Raw genomic sequence first — 17,882 nt, 5'->3', positions numbered from 1 at the left:
TGGCTCGAATTCTATCCTGAGGTGGGCGTCGGGCGATTCGACGAGGCTGCCGCGTTGGACAGCCGCTGCTTCCCGATCACCTTGTCGCCGAACACGATTCCGCCGCAGCGCACAGTGGCACCGGGACTTGATTCGGCGATCGGGATCGGCTAGAACTTGATCGTTGCATTCGCAACGCGAAACATCCTGCACGCCAACTGAGTTCAGCGTGCTGCGGGGTCGGGAGGATAGGAAAAACCATGCGTCGGACTATCGGCAAATTCGGTCGTAAGGCACTCATCGCGGCTTTGCCGCTGGCGGTCGCGGTGACCTTCGCGGGCGCCGGAACAGCTTCTGCCGACGCCCCGGGCGTCGCCCCGGAGACGGCCACCGTCGTACAGATGGTCGCGGCTCCGCAGCTAGCGGCGGTGGTCGAGCAGCCCGCCGCTCCGGATGTCGTGCAGCCGGTGGCGGCGACGATTCCGCAGGATATCGCCACCAATCCCGATGCGGCCAACCATGATCCGCTGGCCAATGGCGCGGCAACAGGTGCGATTGTCGGGGCCGTGTTCGGGGCTGTTGTCTGCGCCGTCACCATTGTCGGCATTCCCCTCATCCCGCTCTGCGCCCTCGGCCCCGCTTTCCAGGGTGCCCTGCTCGGCTTGATCGTCGGCGCAATCGCCCCTGATGTCATTCCGCAGGTTCTGCCCTGATCCTTTGGGGATAAACAATTCTCGTCTTCCGGTAGCCGAATCGAGTTCGGCTACCGGAAAATTGAGATATCGATGTGCGCGGCGCTGATCGCCACCGTGCATTCTTCCTCGGCGTATTCGGCCGCGATCGGTTCGAACCGCTCCACCTTCGGCGTGGGCCGCGCGGCCCGAATTGCGGATCCCCAGATTCGCAGCGCAATCGCGACAGAAATGTTCACCGTGTGCCGGTGCCTGGTTTGTGCGGGAATCAGAACATCGACTGATCGGTCGAGATCGGTTCGGGTGGGTGTCGTGGCGAGGGCAGTGCCATCGCGAGTTCCCCCCGTCGGGCAGCCCGCCACCACCGCCGTCCGGAGTCGACGGCACGCCGGATCTTGCGCACAGTGGGTACCTGTGTGAGCAGGTGTTGCTGATATCGCCACGGCATTTGTAGCCCGTGCCGAGCCGCCATCGCATAGGCGAACTGCACCGCGTTGCGGTCGAGATAGCGGTCGGCGTGTTCGAACCAGATCATGCTGGTACGGGCGGCGGCCTGGATCGGGCGCAGCGCGGCGCGCCGCTGCGCATCGTAGTTCTCCAGCGCGTCGGCGACCTCGGCATGCTCGTACAGGTTCTGTGCGAGCACGACGGCGTCGACGATGGCCAACCGGGTGCCCGAACCGATGGTGAAGTGCGTCGTGTGGGCTGCATCGCCGAGCAGCACCACGTTGTCGTGATACCAGCTCTTGTTGGTGATCTCGGGAAAGCGGCTCCACTTCGCGAACTCGCCTCGTGTCTTGCTGATCAACGAGTGACCGTCGAGAAGGCGCGTGAATATGTTCTCCAGAACACGCAAGTTCTCCAGGTTGTCCAGGGAATCGAAGCCAAGTCCATGCCAAGTCTGCGGTTGGCATTCAACGATGCAGGTGCTGATTTTTTCGGCAACCGACGGGTAGGCATGGAACCAGATCCAACCGGCCGAGGTGTGTTCGAAGGCGAAGGTAAATCGGGTGAAGACCTTGTCCGTACCGAGCCAGATATATCGATTCTCGCCGAGCGTGACGGACGTGCCGAAACGACGATCACCCAGCTGCCGTATCCGGCTGTTCGCGCCGTCGGAGGCGACGATGAGATCGGTGTCGTCGAAGCCGGACAGATCGTGGACCTCTCGCCCGTGCTGGACATCGACGCCTAAGTCGCTCGCCCGTCGGGAAAGTACGTCGAGCAATGCGGCGCGCCCCATGCTGAACCCGTAGCCCCCGAAATGTGCGGTCTGGTCGTCGCGCACATGAATTTCCTGTTCACGCCACAGGACCGACCCGGCGCGCACCGCCTGGGCGCTGTCGGGGTCATTCCCGTACAGAATGTCGAGCAGGTCGTCCCAGTACACGACGCCCCAGCCATAGGTGGACCCGGGAGGATCGCGGTCGATCACCGTGATGTCATGGGCCGGGTCGCGCCGCTTCATCGAGATAGCGAAGTACAACCCGGCCGGCCCGCCACCGATACACACAATCTTCATCTCGTCACCAGCTCCAGCCCGGTTGGTCGAACCTGGGATCGGTACTCGATGCGACCGAGCCCGGCACGCTGTGCGTGTCCGGGCTCGATCACCGGGCTAGAAGCTGCCCCAGCCCCAGCTGCCCCAACCACCCCAGCCGGGCGGGTTCCACCAATTCCACCAATTCCAGCCGGGATTCCATCCCCAGCCGCCGTGACCCCAACCTCCGCCACCCCAACCACCCCAACCGCCCCAGCCACCCCAACCTCCGCCACCCCAACCTCCGCCACCCCAACCTCCGCCGCCACCCCAGCCGTGGCCGCCACCCCAGCCGGGGCTATCGACGGGTTGGGTTGCAGACGGGGGTGTCGTTGCGTGCGCGGTAGGCGCTTGCGCTGCGGCTGCGGCGAACGGAATCGCGGCAACTGCGGCTATGCCGGCGGCGGCCGCCAACCGTGCGAACTTTGTGTGTGAATTCTTTCTCTCGGTCATGATAGGGCTCCAAAATGCTGTCCCGACCTGCTGGAATTCTACGCGGTATCGCCGCGCTCTAGAAGTCGTCGAGGGGCCCCATCTATAATCCGCGCCACATTTCCCCACCGTTTGCCCAATCCGAGGATGCCCGCGGCCAATGCACTCGGGTTGACGGTGGTCGAGCGCGGTCGCGTCACGGCACCATTTCCGGCTCGAGGCCCACGGCCGGTGCCGGGCAGCAACTTGACGAAGCCGAACCCGCCGTGCACACTGCTCTCATTAGAGAGCGACGCTCTCGGAGATTCGCAGGAGAACGGACATGCAGGAAGTCTGGAAATGGGCCAACCTCACGCTGGCTTTCGGGATGGAGTTGGTCGCGCTCGGGGCGCTGGGACTGTGGGGCTGGAAAACCGCCACTGTTACTCCGGTCAAACTCGTGTTGGCTGTGGGCGTGCCACTCCTCGCGGCGCTGGCCTGGGGCCTCTTCGCGGCGCCGCATGCGACCGTCGACAACCCACTGCTCGCGGTCGTCACCAAGGTCGTGGTTTTCGGCGGCGCTGCGGTCGGACTGTGGGCCGTGAGCTACCGAGCGGCCGCGGTCGTCTTCGTCGCCGTCCTGGTAGCGAATCTGCTGGCGATCAGGTTTGGGCACCTGGCCTTATGAGCACGCCACAGGGTCACTTGCGGCCTGTAGCCGGGCTGGGTTTACGGCCGGCCGCTCGTCGACGTGCTGCGTCGTGCGCCGTGCGAAGAAGACTTACCGCTAACGCGTGAGTCTGCGCGTCAGGGTTGACGATCGAGATCCAGCCTTGTGTGCGAAACACAGGATGAGGCAGGACGGTGTCGGCAGCGGTGAAGTCGACTACGCCTGCGCTAACCCGGGGGTCCTCGCCAACGAGTTCGGTGAAAGCGCTGCGGCCGACGTGAATGTTCAGCCGCCATCGGCCCGGCCGGTCGAGGTCAGACGAACTGTCGTCGGGGTAGTTCTTCGTGACGATGGTGGCGTAGGGCTGCTGACGTTGCGGCACTAGGCCATCGGGGGCGTAGTAGAAGAAGTGGTCGCCCCACGCGATCTCGGGGAACGGGCTGCCTTCGGTCGGCGCAAGCTCGAGGACCCCGTCGAACGCTCGGATCGTCTCTAGGAGTTGGTCCATACTCATGGTTCAAGTGTGAGGTTGAAGTGCTTATGGAGGGTTGACTCATGGTCGCGACCACCAGGCCGCGGAGTTGCTGACGGTCTCGGCGGTGGCGGCGGCGACCGGTTACTCGGTCCAGCAGGTCCGTGACTTGGAGAGGCTCGGTGTCATCCCATCCGCGACCCGGGCGGGTAACGGATACCGGCAGTTCTCCGCAGACCACGTCCGAGACCTCGGCGCCTACCGCGATCTCGCCCACGCCGTAGGGCCAGTCGAGGCACGCCGAGCGATGCGCGCAATCCGCTCGCTGCCAACCGATCAGGCGACCGCTCTGGTGTGCTCCTTGCACGCACGGCTCAATCAGGAACGAGAGCAAGCGCTCGCTGCCCGTGCAGCGCTGGAGGCCATACAAGGCGAGGCCGAGACCGACGCCAACCCGGTAGAAGCAGACGCGATGACCATCACCGAACTGTCACAAGCGCTCGAGGTGCCTGCCTCCACTCTCCGCTTCTGGGAGCAGAAGGGGCTGGTGCGGCCAGAACGGATCATCACCCGTGCAGGATCGGCGCGGCGTTATCAGCTCGCAGCGATCCGAGAGGCACGCATCACAGCAGCCCTGCGGGCCGCCGGCTATCGCATTCCCGACGTCCAGAAAGCAATCGCAGCGATCCGGGACCTTGACGACGCAGGTCACTCGCTCGAGGCGCTCGACGCCCGTCTGATCACCATCGCCCAACGCGGACTTGAGCTCATCCGCGCAGGAGCGACGCTTGCCCAGATCATCCGACCAACCGCTTAGCAAGTAGCGGCAGCGCCAGCCGTGAGCTCGGCCTGGTCTCAACAGCCGTGACCTGCGGCGGACACCGTGTCAGTGGGCGTGTCAGGTCGGTGTCAGGTCAGTATCAGCCGGGGTGGCGACAGTGCTCATATGAATAGTTCAGCGATCGCGGCTTCTGGGCTGCGGAAGGCGTACGGGGACAAGGTTGTTCTCGATGGCATTGATTTGGATATCGGTGCCGGGTCGATTTTTTCTCTGCTCGGTCCGAATGGGGCGGGTAAGACGACGACGGTGAATGTGTTGACCACGTTGTTGAAGGCCGATGGCGGGACGGCGCGGGTTGCCGGGCACGATATCGCGTCCGAGACCAAGGCGGTGCGGGCGGCGATCGGGGTCACCGGGCAGTTCGCGGCGGTGGATGATCTGCTGACGGGGGAGGAGAACCTGCGGTTGATGGCGGATATCCACCGGCTGCGGGGCGCCGAGAGCAAGCGGGTGGTCACCGAGTTGCTGGAACGGTTCGATCTGGCGGAGTCGGCGCGAAAGCGGGCCGCGACCTATTCCGGGGGTATGCGCCGGAAGCTGGATCTGGCGATGACGCTGGTCACCAGGCCGAACATCGTTTTCCTGGACGAGCCGACCACGGGGCTGGATCCGCGTAGCCGTCGCACGATGTACGAAATCGTGCGGGATCTGACGGCCGATGGTGTGACGATCTTCCTCACCACCCAGTATCTCGAGGAAGCCGATCAGCTGGCCGACCGGATCGCGGTGCTCGACCAGGGCCGCATCGTCGCCGAAGGCACTCCCGACGACCTCAAGCGCCGAGTGCCCGGCAGCTACATCCAGCTCCGGTTCACCGATGCCATGGAACTGGATGCGGCGGCGCGGATCCTGCCCGGCTCCACCCGAGACGACGGGGATCTGACCTTGCGGGTTCCCGGTAGCGGCGGAACGAAATCATTGCGCCACCTGCTGGATCGGCTCGCCGAATACTCGATCGACGCCGAGGAAGTCTCCGTCCACACCCCCGATCTCGATGACGTTTTCCTTTCCCTGACCGGTCACGCGACCACGGAGGCCAACGCACAATGAGCACCATTTCCGCATCGCTGGCCGATTCCTCGATCATGCTGCGGCGCAATTTCAAGCACATCGCGCGAACTCCGGTCACGGTATTCAACGCGGCTCTGATGCCGGTCGTGATGATGTTGATCTTCGTGTACGTATTCGGCAGCGCCTTCGATGTCGGCGAACACTACATCGATTACGCGACGCCGGGCATGATCCTGCTGGCCATCAGCTACGGGTTGTCGGGCACCGCGGTATCGGTGAGCTCCGACATGGCGAAGGGCATCATCAACCGGTTCAAGGTTATGGATGTCTCCCGTAGCGCCGTACTGACCGGTCACGTCGTGGCCACCATATTGACCAATGCGGTAGCCATCGCGGCCGTTATCGGTGTGGCCTTCGCGCTGGGGTTCCGGCCACCCGCGAGCGCACTCGACTGGCTCGGCGCGATCGGCATCATGGCGGCGACATCTTTCGCGGCCTCCTGGCTCACGGTCGCGCTGGGAATGGCTGCGAAGACTGTGGAATCCGCGGGTATGGCCGTGGTGCCGCTGATCATGCTGCCCTTTGTGAGCAGCGCGGTCGTGCCGGCCGACAAGATGGGGCAGGGCGTGCGGCAGTTCGCGCAGTATCAGCCCTTCACGCCGATCATCGAGGCATTGCGTGGATTTCTCGCCGGCCACCCGTCCGGTGGCTACACCGCCGCCGCGCTCGCCTGGTGTGTTGGGTTCGCCATCGTCGGATACGTGTGGTCACGGGCCACGTTCAGCAAGCGAGCGTAGTCGCTGCCAGGTCGGTCCAGTCCGCCCGCGCACCCTCCCGCATCGCCTCGGTGAAGCCAGCTTCGCCGAGGCGATGTCGTGCTATCCGCTCGATCCGGGCCGCGTCCGGTTGGGAACGATCGGGCAGTCCGCGGACCGCGGCACTCGCCGCGAGCAGCCGCGCGGCCTGTTCGTTTTGTTCGCTGCGCAGCGCTAGGTCGGCGATCCCGGCGAGTACCCGGGCGATGAGGTGGGGGTGCCCTGCCTCGGATGCCGCTCGCAGGGCCGCGGCGTGTTGTTCGCGAGCTTCGTCGAGATCGGCTGCGATGAGACCGAGCAGATCGTGGATCACCGCGCCGACGTTCGGTTGCTCCGCGTCGGCACTCAACATGGTTGTCGCGACGCCGATTTGGCGGTGTGCCTGCTCGGTGTCGCCGCTCCAACGGGCCAGCTCCGCCTTCGCCAGGGCCAGTTCGGCCAGCGCGTTCGGCCAGGCGGCCTGATCCGCGCACCGCTGCGCTTCGGCCATGGCGGCCGCGCTCGCCTCGGCATCATCCAGCAGCCAGTACAGCTGAGCCTGTCGCGACCGCATCTGGACGACATCCTCGATCGCGCCGACCTCGGTCACCACTGCGCTCGCCTGGTCGAAAAGCGCACAGGCAGCTGCGAATTCGCCGCGCATGGCGAAGCGATTGGCCAGCTCGGTCAGCGCGAACGAAATCCCCCATCGCTCGCCGAGCGCCCGGAACTCGGCGAGCGCGGTCTCGAGATATTCGTCCGCCTCTCGCTCGTCCTGGCCGAGCATGATCCGCATCTTGCCCAGTTGTAGCCGGGCCAGCGCACGCACCCAGGGGTCGTCATCGGTGAGCAGCGCCTCGAAGGCGGGCAGTACCGCGTCCGGCCCCTGCAACATGCGTTCCAGCGCCACGACGAATCCGAGCGCGGGGTGGCTGCCCCGGCTGCCCCGGCTGAACCGGTATGCCTTGTGGATCCATTCCTCCACCTGATACTGGTCACTCGGCCCGGAGGACAGGAAGTGTACGACCAGCCCGTATACCGTGGCCCGGGTCTCATCGTCCACCTCGCTGGGCAGGTCGGCGGCCGCAGTGATCAGCTCCAGACCCTCGGCCTTGTGCCCGCTCAGCCACCAGTACCAGCCCGCGGCCGCGGCGAGCCGCAGCGCCTCGGTCGAGTCGCCGGCCGCGAGCGCGCCACGCATCGCGACAGCGATGTTGTCGTGCTCGGTGTCGAGGGTGGCGAGCCACTCCAACTGGTCGGCCCGGCGCAGTCGCGGCTCCGCGGTCGCGGCGAGTTCGGTGAAGTACGCGAGATGCGCTCGGCGCGTCGGCTCCGATTCCCCCGACTCGACGAGCCGGTCCCGGGCGTACTGCTTGATCGTGTCGAGCATCCGATAGCGCGGCCCGCCGTCCTCCACGGTGAGCAGCAGCGATTTCTCGGTCAGCGCGGTCAGCAGCTCGAGCACCTCCCACCGCTCGACCGACACGTTCTTCCCGTCCCCCTGCCATTCGGGCCCACCGCCCGTACCCGCGCAGACCTGCTCGGCCGACTCCAGGCTCGCGCCGCCGGAGAACACCGCGAGCCTGCGCAGGACCATCCGCTCGGCGTCGGTGAGCAGCTCCCAACTCCAGTCGACCACCGCCCGCAACGTCCGGTGCTGCGGGATGGCCGTACGGCTGCCGCCGGTCAGCAGGCGGAAGCGATCGTCGAGGCGGGTGGCGAGCTGATCGAGGGACATGGTGCGCAGCCTGGCCGCGGCCAGTTCGATCGCCAGCGGTATCCCATCGAGCGCCCGGCAGACGCGCGCCATGGTCGACAGGGTGCGGGCATCGGCCGCGAGATCCTTGCGCACCGCACCGGCCCGGTCCCGCAATAGCTGAACGGCCGGGGACGACTCGATCTCGCGGGGGTCCGCGTCCTCGGTGGGCAATGCCAGTGGCACGACCTGCCATAACGCCTCGCCCGTTATGCCGAGCGGTTCCCTGCTCGTCGCGAGGATCCGCAGCCGCTGACACTCCCCGAGCAACCGGTGGGCGAACGTCGCCGCGGCGTCGATCACGTGCTCACAGTTGTCCAGGATCAACAGCGTCTCGCGCTCGCGGATCGCCGCGATGAGCCGGTCCATCGGTTCCGCATTCGGTGCGCCGCCGAGCAGCGCATCCCGGAGCCCGAGCGCGGCGAGCGCCGATTGGGCCACGTCACCGCTCGCGCCGACCGACGCCAGTTCCACCAGCCAGGCTCCGTCGGGCAGGTCGTCGAGCAGGGTCCGTGCGGTTTCCAGGGCCAGCCTGGTCTTCCCTGAGCCGCCGGGCCCGGTCAATGTGGTGAGCCGATGGTCCGCGATGAGTTCGCGCACCGCGGCGACCTCGGGGTATTTGCCGACGAAGCTGGTCAACTCGGCCCGCAGGTTCGTCTTGCGGTCCTTCTCCTGCGCTCCCACTTCGCCGCGCAGCAGCGCAACGTGCAGTGCGGACAGCTCCGGCGAGGGGTCCACGCCCAGCGTGTCGGCCAGGGCCTCCCGTGCACGCTGGTACACGACCAGTGCCTCGGCGCCACGACCCGCGGTGGCGAGCGCACGCATCAGCGCGGCGACGAGCCGTTCCCGCACCGGATGCCGTGCCACCAGCTCGGTCAGCTCGCTGACCAGCTCCGTACCCCGGCCGAGGCGGATCTCCGCTTCGTATCGATCCTCCATGGCGGCGAGGCGCAGCCCGTCGAGCCGGGTGATTACCGCGTCGACGGCCGCACTGTCCTGCACGCCGACGTCCTGCATCACCGCACCGCGCCACAGGTCCAGCGCCTCGCGCAGCAGCTCGGCCTGGTGCGCGTCGTCACCGCCGCGGGCCTGGTCGAGAAGCTGTTCGAACCGTACGGCGTCGACAGCGTCGGATTCCACCGTCAGCCGGTATCCGCCCGCCTGCACGTCCAGCGACCCGTCCGGCAGCACCCTTCGCAGCCGAGAAACCAGTGCCTGCAGGGCATTCGCCGCGTCGGACGGCGGTTGCTCACCCCAAATCCAGTCGACCAGCGTCGCTTTCGGGACCGCGCGACCGGGTTCGAGCGCAAGGGCGATCAATAGGGCCCGTAACCGAACACCTGGTACCTCTATCAGTTCCCCGTCATCGACTCGAATCTGAAGCGGTCCAAGCATCCCGATCTGCACTCGGACCATTCTGCCGTGGACGACGAGTCAGCGGATCCCTGTGGCCCTCGCCGAGGCGGACCGGTGCCTGTTCCTCACCCCTTTGTCCGCTGTGACCAGGCCGAACACCGTGTCAGTTGGCGTGTCAGGTCGGCGTCAGGTCGGTATCAGCCGCACTGGCGACAGTAGTTCAGGTGAGCGGCACAGCGATTGCAGCTTCCGGGCTCACCAACCAATGCACACACTGAAGGAGTACAGCCATGCCCACTTTCCAGACACCGGAACCGATCGTCGTCGCCGTCGAGGTGCTCAGTGCCGATGTCACGGTCATCGCCTCCGACCGTAGCGACACCGTCGTCGAGGTCCGGCCGGCCGATGCGTCCAAAAAGGGCGACGTGCGCGCCGCCGAGCAAACCCGGGTCGAATTCGTCGCCGGCACCCTGACGGTGCAGACGCCGAAGGATTGGCGCACCTACACCCCGTTCGGCGGCAACCCGTCGATCGAGCTGCGGATCGAGGTGCCCACCGGCTCGCGGCTCGAGGGCGCCGCCGGGGTGGGCCGCTTGCTGGGCGCCGGCGAACTCGGCCAGTGCGACCTGGAGATTGCCGCCGGCGACATCATCGTCGAGCGCCCGGGCGGTTCGGTGACCGCTAAAACCGCCAAGGGCGATATCCGCATCGGCGAGGCGTCGCGCGGGGTGCTGCGGCTGGAAACCTCCGTCGGTGAGTTGGAGGTCGGTATCTGCCCGGGCAGCGCGGCGCGGCTGGAAACCAAGGCCCTGCACGGCAGCGTGCAGAACCAGATGGGACCGGTCGACCGGGCGCAGGGCAATGGGGACACCGTGCAGGTGTACGCGCGAAACTCCTACGGCAACATAATCATCCGGCACACCACCGCCGCCTAGTGCACCCAGCCACAACAGCACCCGGTCCTGTCCACGCACACCGCTCACCGGCTGCACGACTGTCCGGTGACGGTGCAGGTCATGGGGTGGTGCGCCGATGGTGATCGGTTCGGTAGCGGCCCGGGGTGGTGCCGATGATGTCGGCGAAAGCTGCGATGAAGTGGCTCGGGTTCGCCCATCCGCAGGCGTGGGCGACGCGGGTGGTGTCGTGGCCGTCGGCGAGCAGGACCAGTGCGTGATAGACGCGTAGCTGGGTGCGCCACTCGTAAAAGGTCATGCCGAGTTCGTTGTGGAACAGTCGGCTCAGCGTGCGGGCGCTGGCTCCGATTCGCTGCCCGAGTCCGGCCAGTGCGGTGTTGTCCGCGGGGTCCTCGTACAGAATCCGCGCAATGGCTTGCAACCGATCGTCGCGTGGTTGCGGCAGTCGCAGCGGCTGCTCCTGCGCTTCGTGTAGTTCATCGACGAGGACGCGACGCAGGCGAGCGCGCGCGGCGCGGTCATAGTCGGATGAGACGCGGTCGTAATTGCGTGGGCCCGTGAGGGTGAGCAGGATTTCGCGGGCGAGGTCGGAGACCATGAAAACGGCAGGATGGCCCGGAACGAGCCTGGCCAGGGATGCGGGCAGGAACAGGATCCGCATATCGGTGTCGCCGTGCGCGCGGTGGTAGTGCCCGAATCCGGCCGGGGTCCATGCGACCCGATTGGCGGGAACGATCGATGTGCCGTCTTCGGTGTGCACCGATAGGACGCCGCGGGCTGCGTACACCAGGTGCCCACGCGGATGGGAATGCGCTGAACTCGTTCCCCCCGACGGCCACAGATGCACCCCTCCGGACGGCCATAGCCGTGACGTCGGACCGGTCCGGGCAGGTTGGCGGCCGATGGGCATAAGTTGGCAATCTACCGGTGGTCGGCCATACCGCGTCCTGACGACAGTGAACGCATGCGCGAAAACATGAGTATGCGAGCGGCGGTCTGCGTGCGGGCGGGCGGTCCGGAGGCATTGGAGATCCGAGAGCTGCCGATCCCGGTGGTTCGGGACGGCTGGAGCCTGGTGCACGTGAAAGGCGCGGGCTTGAACCGGTCGGAATTGCGGACCCGCCAAGGCTATTCCCCGAACGTGATGTTCCCGCGGGTACTCGGGATCGAGTGTGTGGGAATCGTGGCGGCCTCGACCGATCCCGGTTTGCCGGAGGGGACGACCGTCGCGGCGGTGATGGGTGAGATGGGACGGCAATTCGACGGCGGCTACGCCGAGTACGCGTTGCTGCCGAACTCGCTGCTGATGCCGATCACCACCACGTTGCCCTGGGATGTCTTGGCCGCACTGCCCGAGACGTACTTGACCGCGCGGGGCGCGCTGGACGCGTTGGGGGTCGCGCCGGGCGACCAGGGCCGCCTGCTGATCCGCGGCGGGACCTCGTCGGTCGGGATGGCGGCCGCGTCGATCGCGTCCGGATACGGTGTCGAGATCGCGGCCACGACCCGGCAGCACGGCAAGATCGACGCGTTGACCGCGGCCGGCGTCGACCACGTACTCGCCGACGACGGCGGGTCACTGGCGGCGAGCGTGCACACGCTGTGGCCCGAGGGGCCGGACTACGTGCTGGATCTAGTCGGGGCGAGCACGCTGGTGGACTCGCTGCGCCTGGTCCGTCGGGGCGGGCGAGTGTGCATGGCGGGCTCGCTCAGCGGGTGGTTGATCCCGGACTTCGAACCGATAGCGATGATCCCGTCCGGCACCACACTCACGGCCTTCCACAGCGACGACTGCAAGGGCAGCGCGGGCGCGACCGTGCTGCAGCGGGTCGTCGACGAGGTCGAGGCCGGCGTTTACCGACCCAACCTGGACCGTGTCTTCGGCTTGGACGACATCGTCGCGGCCCACCGCTACATGGAGAACAACCGAGCCACCGGGAAGCTCGTCGTAGTGCCCTAGCCGCGTGGGACGGTCCCGTGGACTCGTGGGCCACCCGTCGAAAGCCTTGGCGCAAGCAGACTTTCGGCTCGCTACGGCGACTCGGCGACCCACGCCGACCGCGCTGTCCATGAGGTTCGAGCCTTCACGGCGTTGTGCTGCTGTGTAATTCGCTGGGCGCGGCGGTGGCCGTGTCAGGTCGGTGTCAGGTCGGTATCAGCCGGGCTGGCGACAGTGTTCCTATGAATAGTTCAGCAATTGCGGCTACTGCGCCGCGGAAGGCCGACGGGGACAGGACGATCCGCGGTGGCGTCGAGCTGCGCACCGACGCGCTCGGCTACGGCGTGCGCTCCCTTCCAATCGCCTCGGGGGAGGGGTAACCGATGGAACTCAGAGTGGACCGGGAGCGCTGCATCGGCGCCGGCATGTGCGTACTGACCGCCCCCGAGGTATTCGACCAGAACGACGAGGACGGCCGGGTGGTGCTGCTGGATACCGCACTCGCGCCCGAGTGGGAGCCGGCCGTCCGCGAGGCCGCCGAGATGTGCCCGTCCGGCGCGATCGCCATCGTCTCCGGCGACTAGCGCCAGCGGCCGCCCACAGCCGGAAACGCTGCGCATCGCAGCCACCCCTCCCACCCCAATTACCTGATTAGGACACCCCGATGACTCAAACGGTTCCCGTCCCGCACGGCCTCCCCATGGAACGCAATGCGGGCCCCTTCGACCCGCCCCGCGAAATCACCCGACTGCGCGCGGCTCGTCCGGTCAGTCCCATGGTCTTTCCCGACGGTCACGAAGGCTGGCTCGTCACCGGCTACGACGCCGTCCGCCAGCTCATGGCCGACACTCGGTTCAGCTCCCGCCAGGACATCGGCGTCGTCCACGTGCCGTACGAGACCCCCGGCATGCCGGTCGCTACCGAACCTTCCCCGCAGATCCCGGGCCTGTTCGTCGCCATGGACCCGCCGGACCACACCCGGCTGCGGCGCAAGCTGACCGCCGCCTTCACCGTCAAACGCATGAAGCAGCTCGAAGAGCACATCATCGACATCACCGAGCGGCAACTGGACGAGATGGCGCGCCTGACCCCGCCGGTCGACCTGGTCAAGGCGTTCGCGCTGCCGGTGCCCTCGCTGGTGATCTGCGAACTGCTCGGTGTCCCCTACGCGGACCGGGAGAACTTCCAGGTCAACTCGGCCAAGTTCTTGGTCAAGGACCAGCCGCTCGACGAGAAGATGGCCGCGTACGGCGCGATGACCACCTATCTGGCCGAACTGGTCACGCGCAAACGCGCCGAACCCGGCGAGGACATACTGTCCGACCTGGCCCGCCATGACGACCTCACCATCGAGGAGCTGACCGGCATCGCCTTCCTGCTGCTGCTCGCGGGCCACGAGACCACCGCAAACATGCTGGGACTCGGCACATTCGCGCTCTTGGAGCACCCCGAGCAGCTGGCCGAGCTGCGCGCCGACCTGGATCTGGTGCCCGATGCCGTCGAGGAACTCATGCGCTACCTGTCCGTTGCCGACATCTTCTATCGCTACGCGACCGAGGACATCGAACTCGGCGGCGAAACAATCGGCAAGGGATCGACCGTCGTTGTCTCGCTGCTGGCCGCCAACCACGACCCCCGGCGCTTCGACAATGCCGACACCCTGGACATCCATCGCAGGGCCCGCGGGCTTGTAGCCTTCGGTCACGGCATCCACCAATGCCTCGGCCAGCAACTGGCCCGCATCGAGATGCGCGCCGGTTTCGCCGGACTGCTGCGTCGCTTCCCGACCCTGGAGCTCGCCATCCCCGCCGGCGAGGTGAAACTCAGGACCGACATGAATATCTACGGCGTCCACGAACTGCCGGTCACCTGGACGCAAGCGGCCCGGTAAATCGCCGGCCGAGTGCGTCACCGTCCCGGTCGCGGTGGCATCGGTCCGCAGCGATACGGTCAGGGTGTGTCGGTGCAGAGCGCTGGCGGCTCGTTCGGGGACTACCACCTCGAACGCTTGGTGGGTCGTGGCGGAATGGGTGAGGTGTGGTTGGCGCGCGACCGCACCGGCAGCACCGTCGCATTGAAGGTGTTGTCCGCGGCCTATTCCGCCGATCCAGGCTATCGGCGCCGTTTCGAGCGGGAGGCCCGGCTGGGCGCCCAGGTGCACAACCCGCACATCGTGCCGATCCGCGCCTTCGGTGAGGTCGAGGGTCATCTGTTTCTGGAGATGGCCTACATCGAGGGCATCGACCTGGCCACGCGGCTGCGCTCGGGCGCGCTGGCGCCGACTCGGGCGGTCGAGGTCATCGCCCAGACCGCGGCGGCGCTGGATGCCGCGCATGCGGCGGGACTCGTCCACCGGGATGTGAAGCCGGGCAACATCCTCGAGGACACCAGCGGTTTCGTGTATCTGATCGACTTCGGCATCGCCCGCGCCGCCGACGGCAGCGTCCTCACGGCAACCGGCATGGTGGTGGGCACGCTGGGCTATATGGCGCCGGAACGGTTCACCGGCACGGCCGATGCCCGCTCGGATGTCTATTCGCTGGCCTGTGTGCTGTATGAAACCCTCACCGGGAAGGTGCCGTATGGCGACGGCGACCCGGCACAGCAGATGCATGCGCATTTGAAGTCCGAACCGCCGCGTGCCTCGCGGGCTGCCGGAGGTGTCCCGCCAGCGCTGGACGTTGTCATCGCCCGCGGTATGGCCAAGGAACCGGCGCAACGCTACGCCAGCGCGGGGGAGTTCGCCGCCGCGGCCGGTGCGGCCTTGGGCGGGCTCGCATCGGCGCAACCGACCCCGCCGGTCGCGGACCCCGGGATATCGGGCAGTCATACTCGCGTCATGACGGCCGTTGGGCCGCCCCCGACCTTGGCCGAGACCCCGTCGACGCGGCAAATGCCCAAGCCCCGGACATTCGTACCTGCCGCGGATCCTCGGCGAAAGCCGCTGGTGCGCCGATGGTTACCGATCGCCGCCGGGCTCGCACTGGTCGCCGTGGCGGCACTGTGGCTGCTGAGCGGCGTCCTCGGGTCCAACTCCGCTCCGCGCACGACGACCTCCGCTGCTGCCTCGACCAATTCGCCGCCGCCCTCGACCGCCGGACAATCCCCGGTTCCGGCTGGTGCGGTGCGCGACGGGAACTTCGCCTTCACCGTGACCGAGGTCGTGTCCAACGTGAGCCGCACCGGATCGGCGACCCCGGGCGGTTCGTACACCATCGTGACGCTGACGGTCACCAATGTCTCCCAAGGCGGGCAAGTCTTCCGCATCGCGGATCAGCGCTTGATCACCGCCGCCGACCGCTCGGTCGCACCTGATGCGACCGCGACCGCCGCACTCAACCCGTCCGGCAACGGCATCGACCAGATCGATCCCGGCAGTACCCGCACGTTCCGGCTGGCCTTCGACCTACCTGGCAAGAACGGCAAGAAGAACGACAAGAAGACCGATGTCGCGAGCCGGCTGGTCCTGCACGGCGCCCCGTCGTCCGCCGGGGTGACCGTGCCGCTCGGCTAACCACAAGCCCCGCCCGATATCGACGCGTTGACCCAACCGCACTGCCCGCTACCTGTTCGCGGGCAAGGTGGCATGCTGGTGACCGCGCCGAGTAGTTCGGCGCAGCACCCGCAGGTCGTCCTGCGCGAGTTCGGGTCACCGCCGCCAGAAAAAGTGGTGTACCACCCCGCTCGGGCTCGGGATCTGCTCCAGATGAAAGCGGTCGACGAGTTCGTCGGGGCTCGCCCACAGTCTTTCGCCGCGGCCGAGTTCGACTGGCGAAACGGCGATATGCATGGTGTCGATGAGGTCGGCGTCGAGGAACTCCCGGACGGTTGCGACACCGCCGCCGATTCGCACGTCCTTACCCTCGGCGGCGTCGAATGCCTGCGTGAGCGCGTCTTTCGGGGACGCATCGAGGAAATGGAATGTGGTGTCGCCCAGGGTGATCGAGGGCCGCACGTGGTGGGTGAGGACGAATACCGGCGTGTGGAACGGGGGTTCGTCGCCCCACCATCCCTGCCAGTCGTAGTTCTGCCATGGTCCGCGCTGCGGGCCGAATTTGTTGCGCCCCATGATCTCTGCGCCGATGTTGTTGGTGAAGTCGCGAGTGCAGTAGTCGTCGAAGCCGTAAGTTCCTCCGGGGTCGGTCCGGGTGGGCCAGTGCGCGGTGGCCCCCGCCCAGGAGAAGAGCGCACTCGGATCGGCGTGTCCGAACGGCCGCTCGAGGCTTTGTCCCTCCCCGGAGCCGTATCCATCGCTGGAGACATTGAAGTTCTGAACTCGGACCAACTGAGTCATCGGAAGCCTTTCTGGTTGCAATATGCAATCGGTTATGAATCTACCGAGGCTGATCTCTTTGTGCAACCAGTTGCTCATCGCAAGCTGTCTGTGGCCCCTGCCGGTGAAGGCCCGGTTGGGCATGTGGGGTCCGAACCGGGCTCGCGCGGCCGGACGAAGCAAACCGGCTCGTGTCCCGAACTCAACGGTGCAGTGCGGTCTCGCGTTGCATATGGGACAGCTTCTGGGGGTTGCGCACCGAGTAGATGCCGCTGATGCGGCCATCGTCGATGCGCACCGCCATTACGGTGTCGAGTTCACCGTCGAGCCGGATGATCAGCGCCGGGTAGCCGTTGACCTGTGTCGGTTGCAGTGTCGCCGCGGCGCCGATGGTGTTCCAGTAGGCGGCGAACACGCGAGCCACTCGGTCGGCCCCGACGATGGGGCGTGGCAGGGCTTGCTTGATTCCGCCACCGTCGTTCAGGGCGACGACGTCGGGCGCGAGGATGTCGAGCAGGGTCTGCAGATCGCCGGTCTCGACCGCGCGTTGGAATGCCGCGAGTGCGTCGCGGGTCTGGGCCGAGGAAACGACTCCGCGCGGTCGGCGGGCTGCGACGTGGGACCGCGCCCGGTGGGCGATCTGGCGGACCGCGGCCGGGGTTTTGTCGACGGCGTCGGCGATTTCGTCGTAGGCCAGGTCGAATACTTCGCGGAGCACGAATACCGCTCGTTCGGTCGGGGTGAGTGTTTCGAGTACGAGCAGCATGGCCATCGAGACGCTGTCGGCCAACTCGATGTCCTCGGCCACATCGGGCGCGGTGAGCAGCGGCTCGGGCAACCAGGGGCCGACATAGGACTCCTTGCGCCGGTCAAGGGTGCGCAGTCGGTCGAGTGCCTTGCGGGTGGTGATCCGGACCAGGTAGGCACGCGGATCCTGCACGGTGTCGAGATCGACATCGGCCCACCGCAGCCAGGTCTCCTGCAGGACGTCTTCCGCGTCGGCGGCCGAGCCGAGCATCTCGTAGGCGACGGTGAACAGCAGGTTGCGGTGGGCGAGCAGTGCCTCGGTGGCGGGATCCGGTCGGTCGTCATGAGGCAGCTCGGTCATTGTTCGCTCGCTCATGGTCGGTTCCTGCCTGTTCGCTCTCGACTGTGCCACACACGAGACGCCGGTCCCGACCACTTTGTGACACGTGCGATCGGTGGCGCACGTCACGTGGCCGCACCGTCACAG

19 protein-coding genes are annotated in these 17,882 nt (G+C 66.7%); 11 read left to right on the top strand and 8 right to left on the bottom strand.

What is annotated here, in order from left to right; genetic code table 11:
* The first annotated feature begins 239 nt into the window (after positions 1-239).
* Complete coding sequence (locus ACHQ4I_RS01925; protein WP_420769894.1) at positions 240-692, top strand: hypothetical protein; 453 nt, start codon at positions 240-242, stop codon at positions 690-692.
* Positions 693-742: 50 nt separating this feature from the next.
* Here ACHQ4I_RS01925 and ACHQ4I_RS01920 read toward each other — a convergent pair whose 3' ends face one another.
* The 3 genes from ACHQ4I_RS01920 to ACHQ4I_RS01910 form a co-directional block, all read right to left on the bottom strand.
* On the bottom strand, positions 743-910 hold the full coding sequence (locus ACHQ4I_RS01920; RefSeq protein WP_420769893.1) for a hypothetical protein: 168 nt from the start codon (positions 908-910) through the stop codon (positions 743-745).
* 29 nt (positions 911-939) lie between these two features.
* A complete protein-coding gene (locus ACHQ4I_RS01915) occupies positions 940-2,193 on the bottom strand; it encodes an FAD-dependent monooxygenase (protein ID WP_420769892.1) in 1,254 nt (417 codons plus the stop codon).
* 96 nt (positions 2,194-2,289) lie between these two features.
* Positions 2,290-2,664, bottom strand: a complete 375-nt coding sequence (locus ACHQ4I_RS01910; protein ID WP_420769891.1) for a hypothetical protein — start codon at positions 2,662-2,664, stop codon at positions 2,290-2,292.
* A 301-nt stretch (positions 2,665-2,965) separates the two neighbouring features.
* Between ACHQ4I_RS01910 and ACHQ4I_RS01905 the strand changes: the two genes are divergently transcribed.
* The gene (locus tag ACHQ4I_RS01905; protein WP_420769890.1) at positions 2,966-3,310 is read left to right on the top strand and encodes a YrdB family protein; all 345 of its coding nucleotides are present in this window, start codon (positions 2,966-2,968) and stop codon (positions 3,308-3,310) included.
* 13 nt (positions 3,311-3,323) lie between these two features.
* Here the strand turns inward: ACHQ4I_RS01905 and ACHQ4I_RS01900 are convergent, their stop codons facing one another.
* Positions 3,324-3,806 (bottom strand): DUF6194 family protein, encoded by a 483-nt coding sequence (locus ACHQ4I_RS01900; protein WP_420769889.1) that lies wholly within the window; start codon positions 3,804-3,806, stop codon positions 3,324-3,326.
* 85 nt (positions 3,807-3,891) lie between these two features.
* Here ACHQ4I_RS01900 and ACHQ4I_RS01895 point away from each other — a divergent pair, with 85 nt between their 5' ends.
* The 3 genes from ACHQ4I_RS01895 to ACHQ4I_RS01885 all read left to right on the top strand — a co-directional run bounded on the left by ACHQ4I_RS01895 (position 3,892) and on the right by ACHQ4I_RS01885 (position 6,413).
* A complete protein-coding gene (locus ACHQ4I_RS01895) occupies positions 3,892-4,581 on the top strand; it encodes a MerR family transcriptional regulator (RefSeq protein WP_420769888.1) in 690 nt (229 codons plus the stop codon).
* Positions 4,582-4,710: 129 nt separating this feature from the next.
* Entirely contained in the window at positions 4,711-5,655 is a 945-nt protein-coding gene (locus ACHQ4I_RS01890; protein WP_420769887.1) for an ATP-binding cassette domain-containing protein, read from the top strand.
* Positions 5,652-6,413, top strand: a complete 762-nt coding sequence (locus ACHQ4I_RS01885; protein WP_420769886.1) for an ABC transporter permease — start codon at positions 5,652-5,654, stop codon at positions 6,411-6,413. The genes ACHQ4I_RS01890 and ACHQ4I_RS01885 overlap by 4 nt, the downstream gene beginning before the upstream one ends.
* Here the strand turns inward: ACHQ4I_RS01885 and ACHQ4I_RS01880 are convergent.
* The gene (locus ACHQ4I_RS01880) at positions 6,397-9,561 is read right to left on the bottom strand and encodes an AfsR/SARP family transcriptional regulator (RefSeq protein WP_420769885.1); all 3,165 of its coding nucleotides are present in this window, start codon (positions 9,559-9,561) and stop codon (positions 6,397-6,399) included. The two genes, ACHQ4I_RS01885 and ACHQ4I_RS01880, sit on opposite strands and share 17 nt — an antisense overlap.
* A 251-nt stretch (positions 9,562-9,812) precedes the next feature.
* On the opposite strand from ACHQ4I_RS01880, the gene ACHQ4I_RS01875 reads away from it, so the two are divergent.
* Entirely contained in the window at positions 9,813-10,457 is a 645-nt protein-coding gene (locus ACHQ4I_RS01875) for a DUF4097 family beta strand repeat-containing protein (RefSeq protein ID WP_420769884.1), read from the top strand.
* A gap of 79 nt (positions 10,458-10,536) precedes the next feature.
* Here the strand turns inward: ACHQ4I_RS01875 and ACHQ4I_RS01870 are convergent, their stop codons facing one another.
* Positions 10,537-11,346 carry an AraC family transcriptional regulator gene (locus tag ACHQ4I_RS01870; RefSeq protein ID WP_420769883.1) on the bottom strand — a complete coding sequence of 270 codons (810 nt, stop codon included), beginning with the start codon at positions 11,344-11,346 and terminating at the stop codon, positions 10,537-10,539.
* Between the two features lie 54 nt (positions 11,347-11,400).
* Here ACHQ4I_RS01870 and ACHQ4I_RS01865 point away from each other — a divergent pair, with 54 nt between their 5' ends.
* From ACHQ4I_RS01865 to ACHQ4I_RS01845, 5 genes are all read left to right on the top strand, one after another.
* The gene (locus tag ACHQ4I_RS01865) at positions 11,401-12,396 is read left to right on the top strand and encodes a zinc-binding dehydrogenase (RefSeq protein WP_420769882.1); all 996 of its coding nucleotides are present in this window, start codon (positions 11,401-11,403) and stop codon (positions 12,394-12,396) included.
* A 221-nt stretch (positions 12,397-12,617) separates the two neighbouring features.
* The gene (locus tag ACHQ4I_RS01860; RefSeq protein ID WP_420769881.1) at positions 12,618-12,755 is read left to right on the top strand and encodes a hypothetical protein; all 138 of its coding nucleotides are present in this window, start codon (positions 12,618-12,620) and stop codon (positions 12,753-12,755) included.
* 3 nt (positions 12,756-12,758) lie between these two features.
* On the top strand, positions 12,759-12,959 hold the full coding sequence (locus ACHQ4I_RS01855; protein ID WP_420769880.1) for a ferredoxin: 201 nt from the start codon (positions 12,759-12,761) through the stop codon (positions 12,957-12,959).
* An 80-nt stretch (positions 12,960-13,039) separates the two neighbouring features.
* Complete coding sequence (locus tag ACHQ4I_RS01850) at positions 13,040-14,266, top strand: cytochrome P450 (RefSeq protein WP_420769879.1); 1,227 nt, start codon at positions 13,040-13,042, stop codon at positions 14,264-14,266.
* 66 nt (positions 14,267-14,332) lie between these two features.
* Positions 14,333-15,889 (top strand): serine/threonine-protein kinase, encoded by a 1,557-nt coding sequence (locus ACHQ4I_RS01845; protein WP_420769878.1) that lies wholly within the window; start codon positions 14,333-14,335, stop codon positions 15,887-15,889.
* Positions 15,890-16,024: 135 nt separating this feature from the next.
* Here the strand turns inward: ACHQ4I_RS01845 and ACHQ4I_RS01840 are convergent, their stop codons facing one another.
* Both ACHQ4I_RS01840 and ACHQ4I_RS01835 read right to left on the bottom strand, forming a co-directional pair.
* Positions 16,025-16,669, bottom strand: a complete 645-nt coding sequence (locus tag ACHQ4I_RS01840) for a dihydrofolate reductase family protein (RefSeq protein ID WP_420769877.1) — start codon at positions 16,667-16,669, stop codon at positions 16,025-16,027.
* Positions 16,670-16,850: 181 nt separating this feature from the next.
* Positions 16,851-17,771, bottom strand: a complete 921-nt coding sequence (locus ACHQ4I_RS01835; protein WP_420769876.1) for an RNA polymerase sigma-70 factor — start codon at positions 17,769-17,771, stop codon at positions 16,851-16,853.
* Positions 17,772-17,882: the final 111 nt, after the last annotated feature.

Origin of the sequence: Nocardia nepalensis (genome assembly GCF_048910785.1) — a bacterium.
Taxonomy (GTDB): Bacteria; Actinomycetota; Actinomycetes; order Mycobacteriales; family Mycobacteriaceae; genus Nocardia; species Nocardia nepalensis.
The sequence above is the reverse complement of the archived record's forward strand: the minus strand, read 5'-3'. Positions and strand labels throughout refer to the sequence as shown.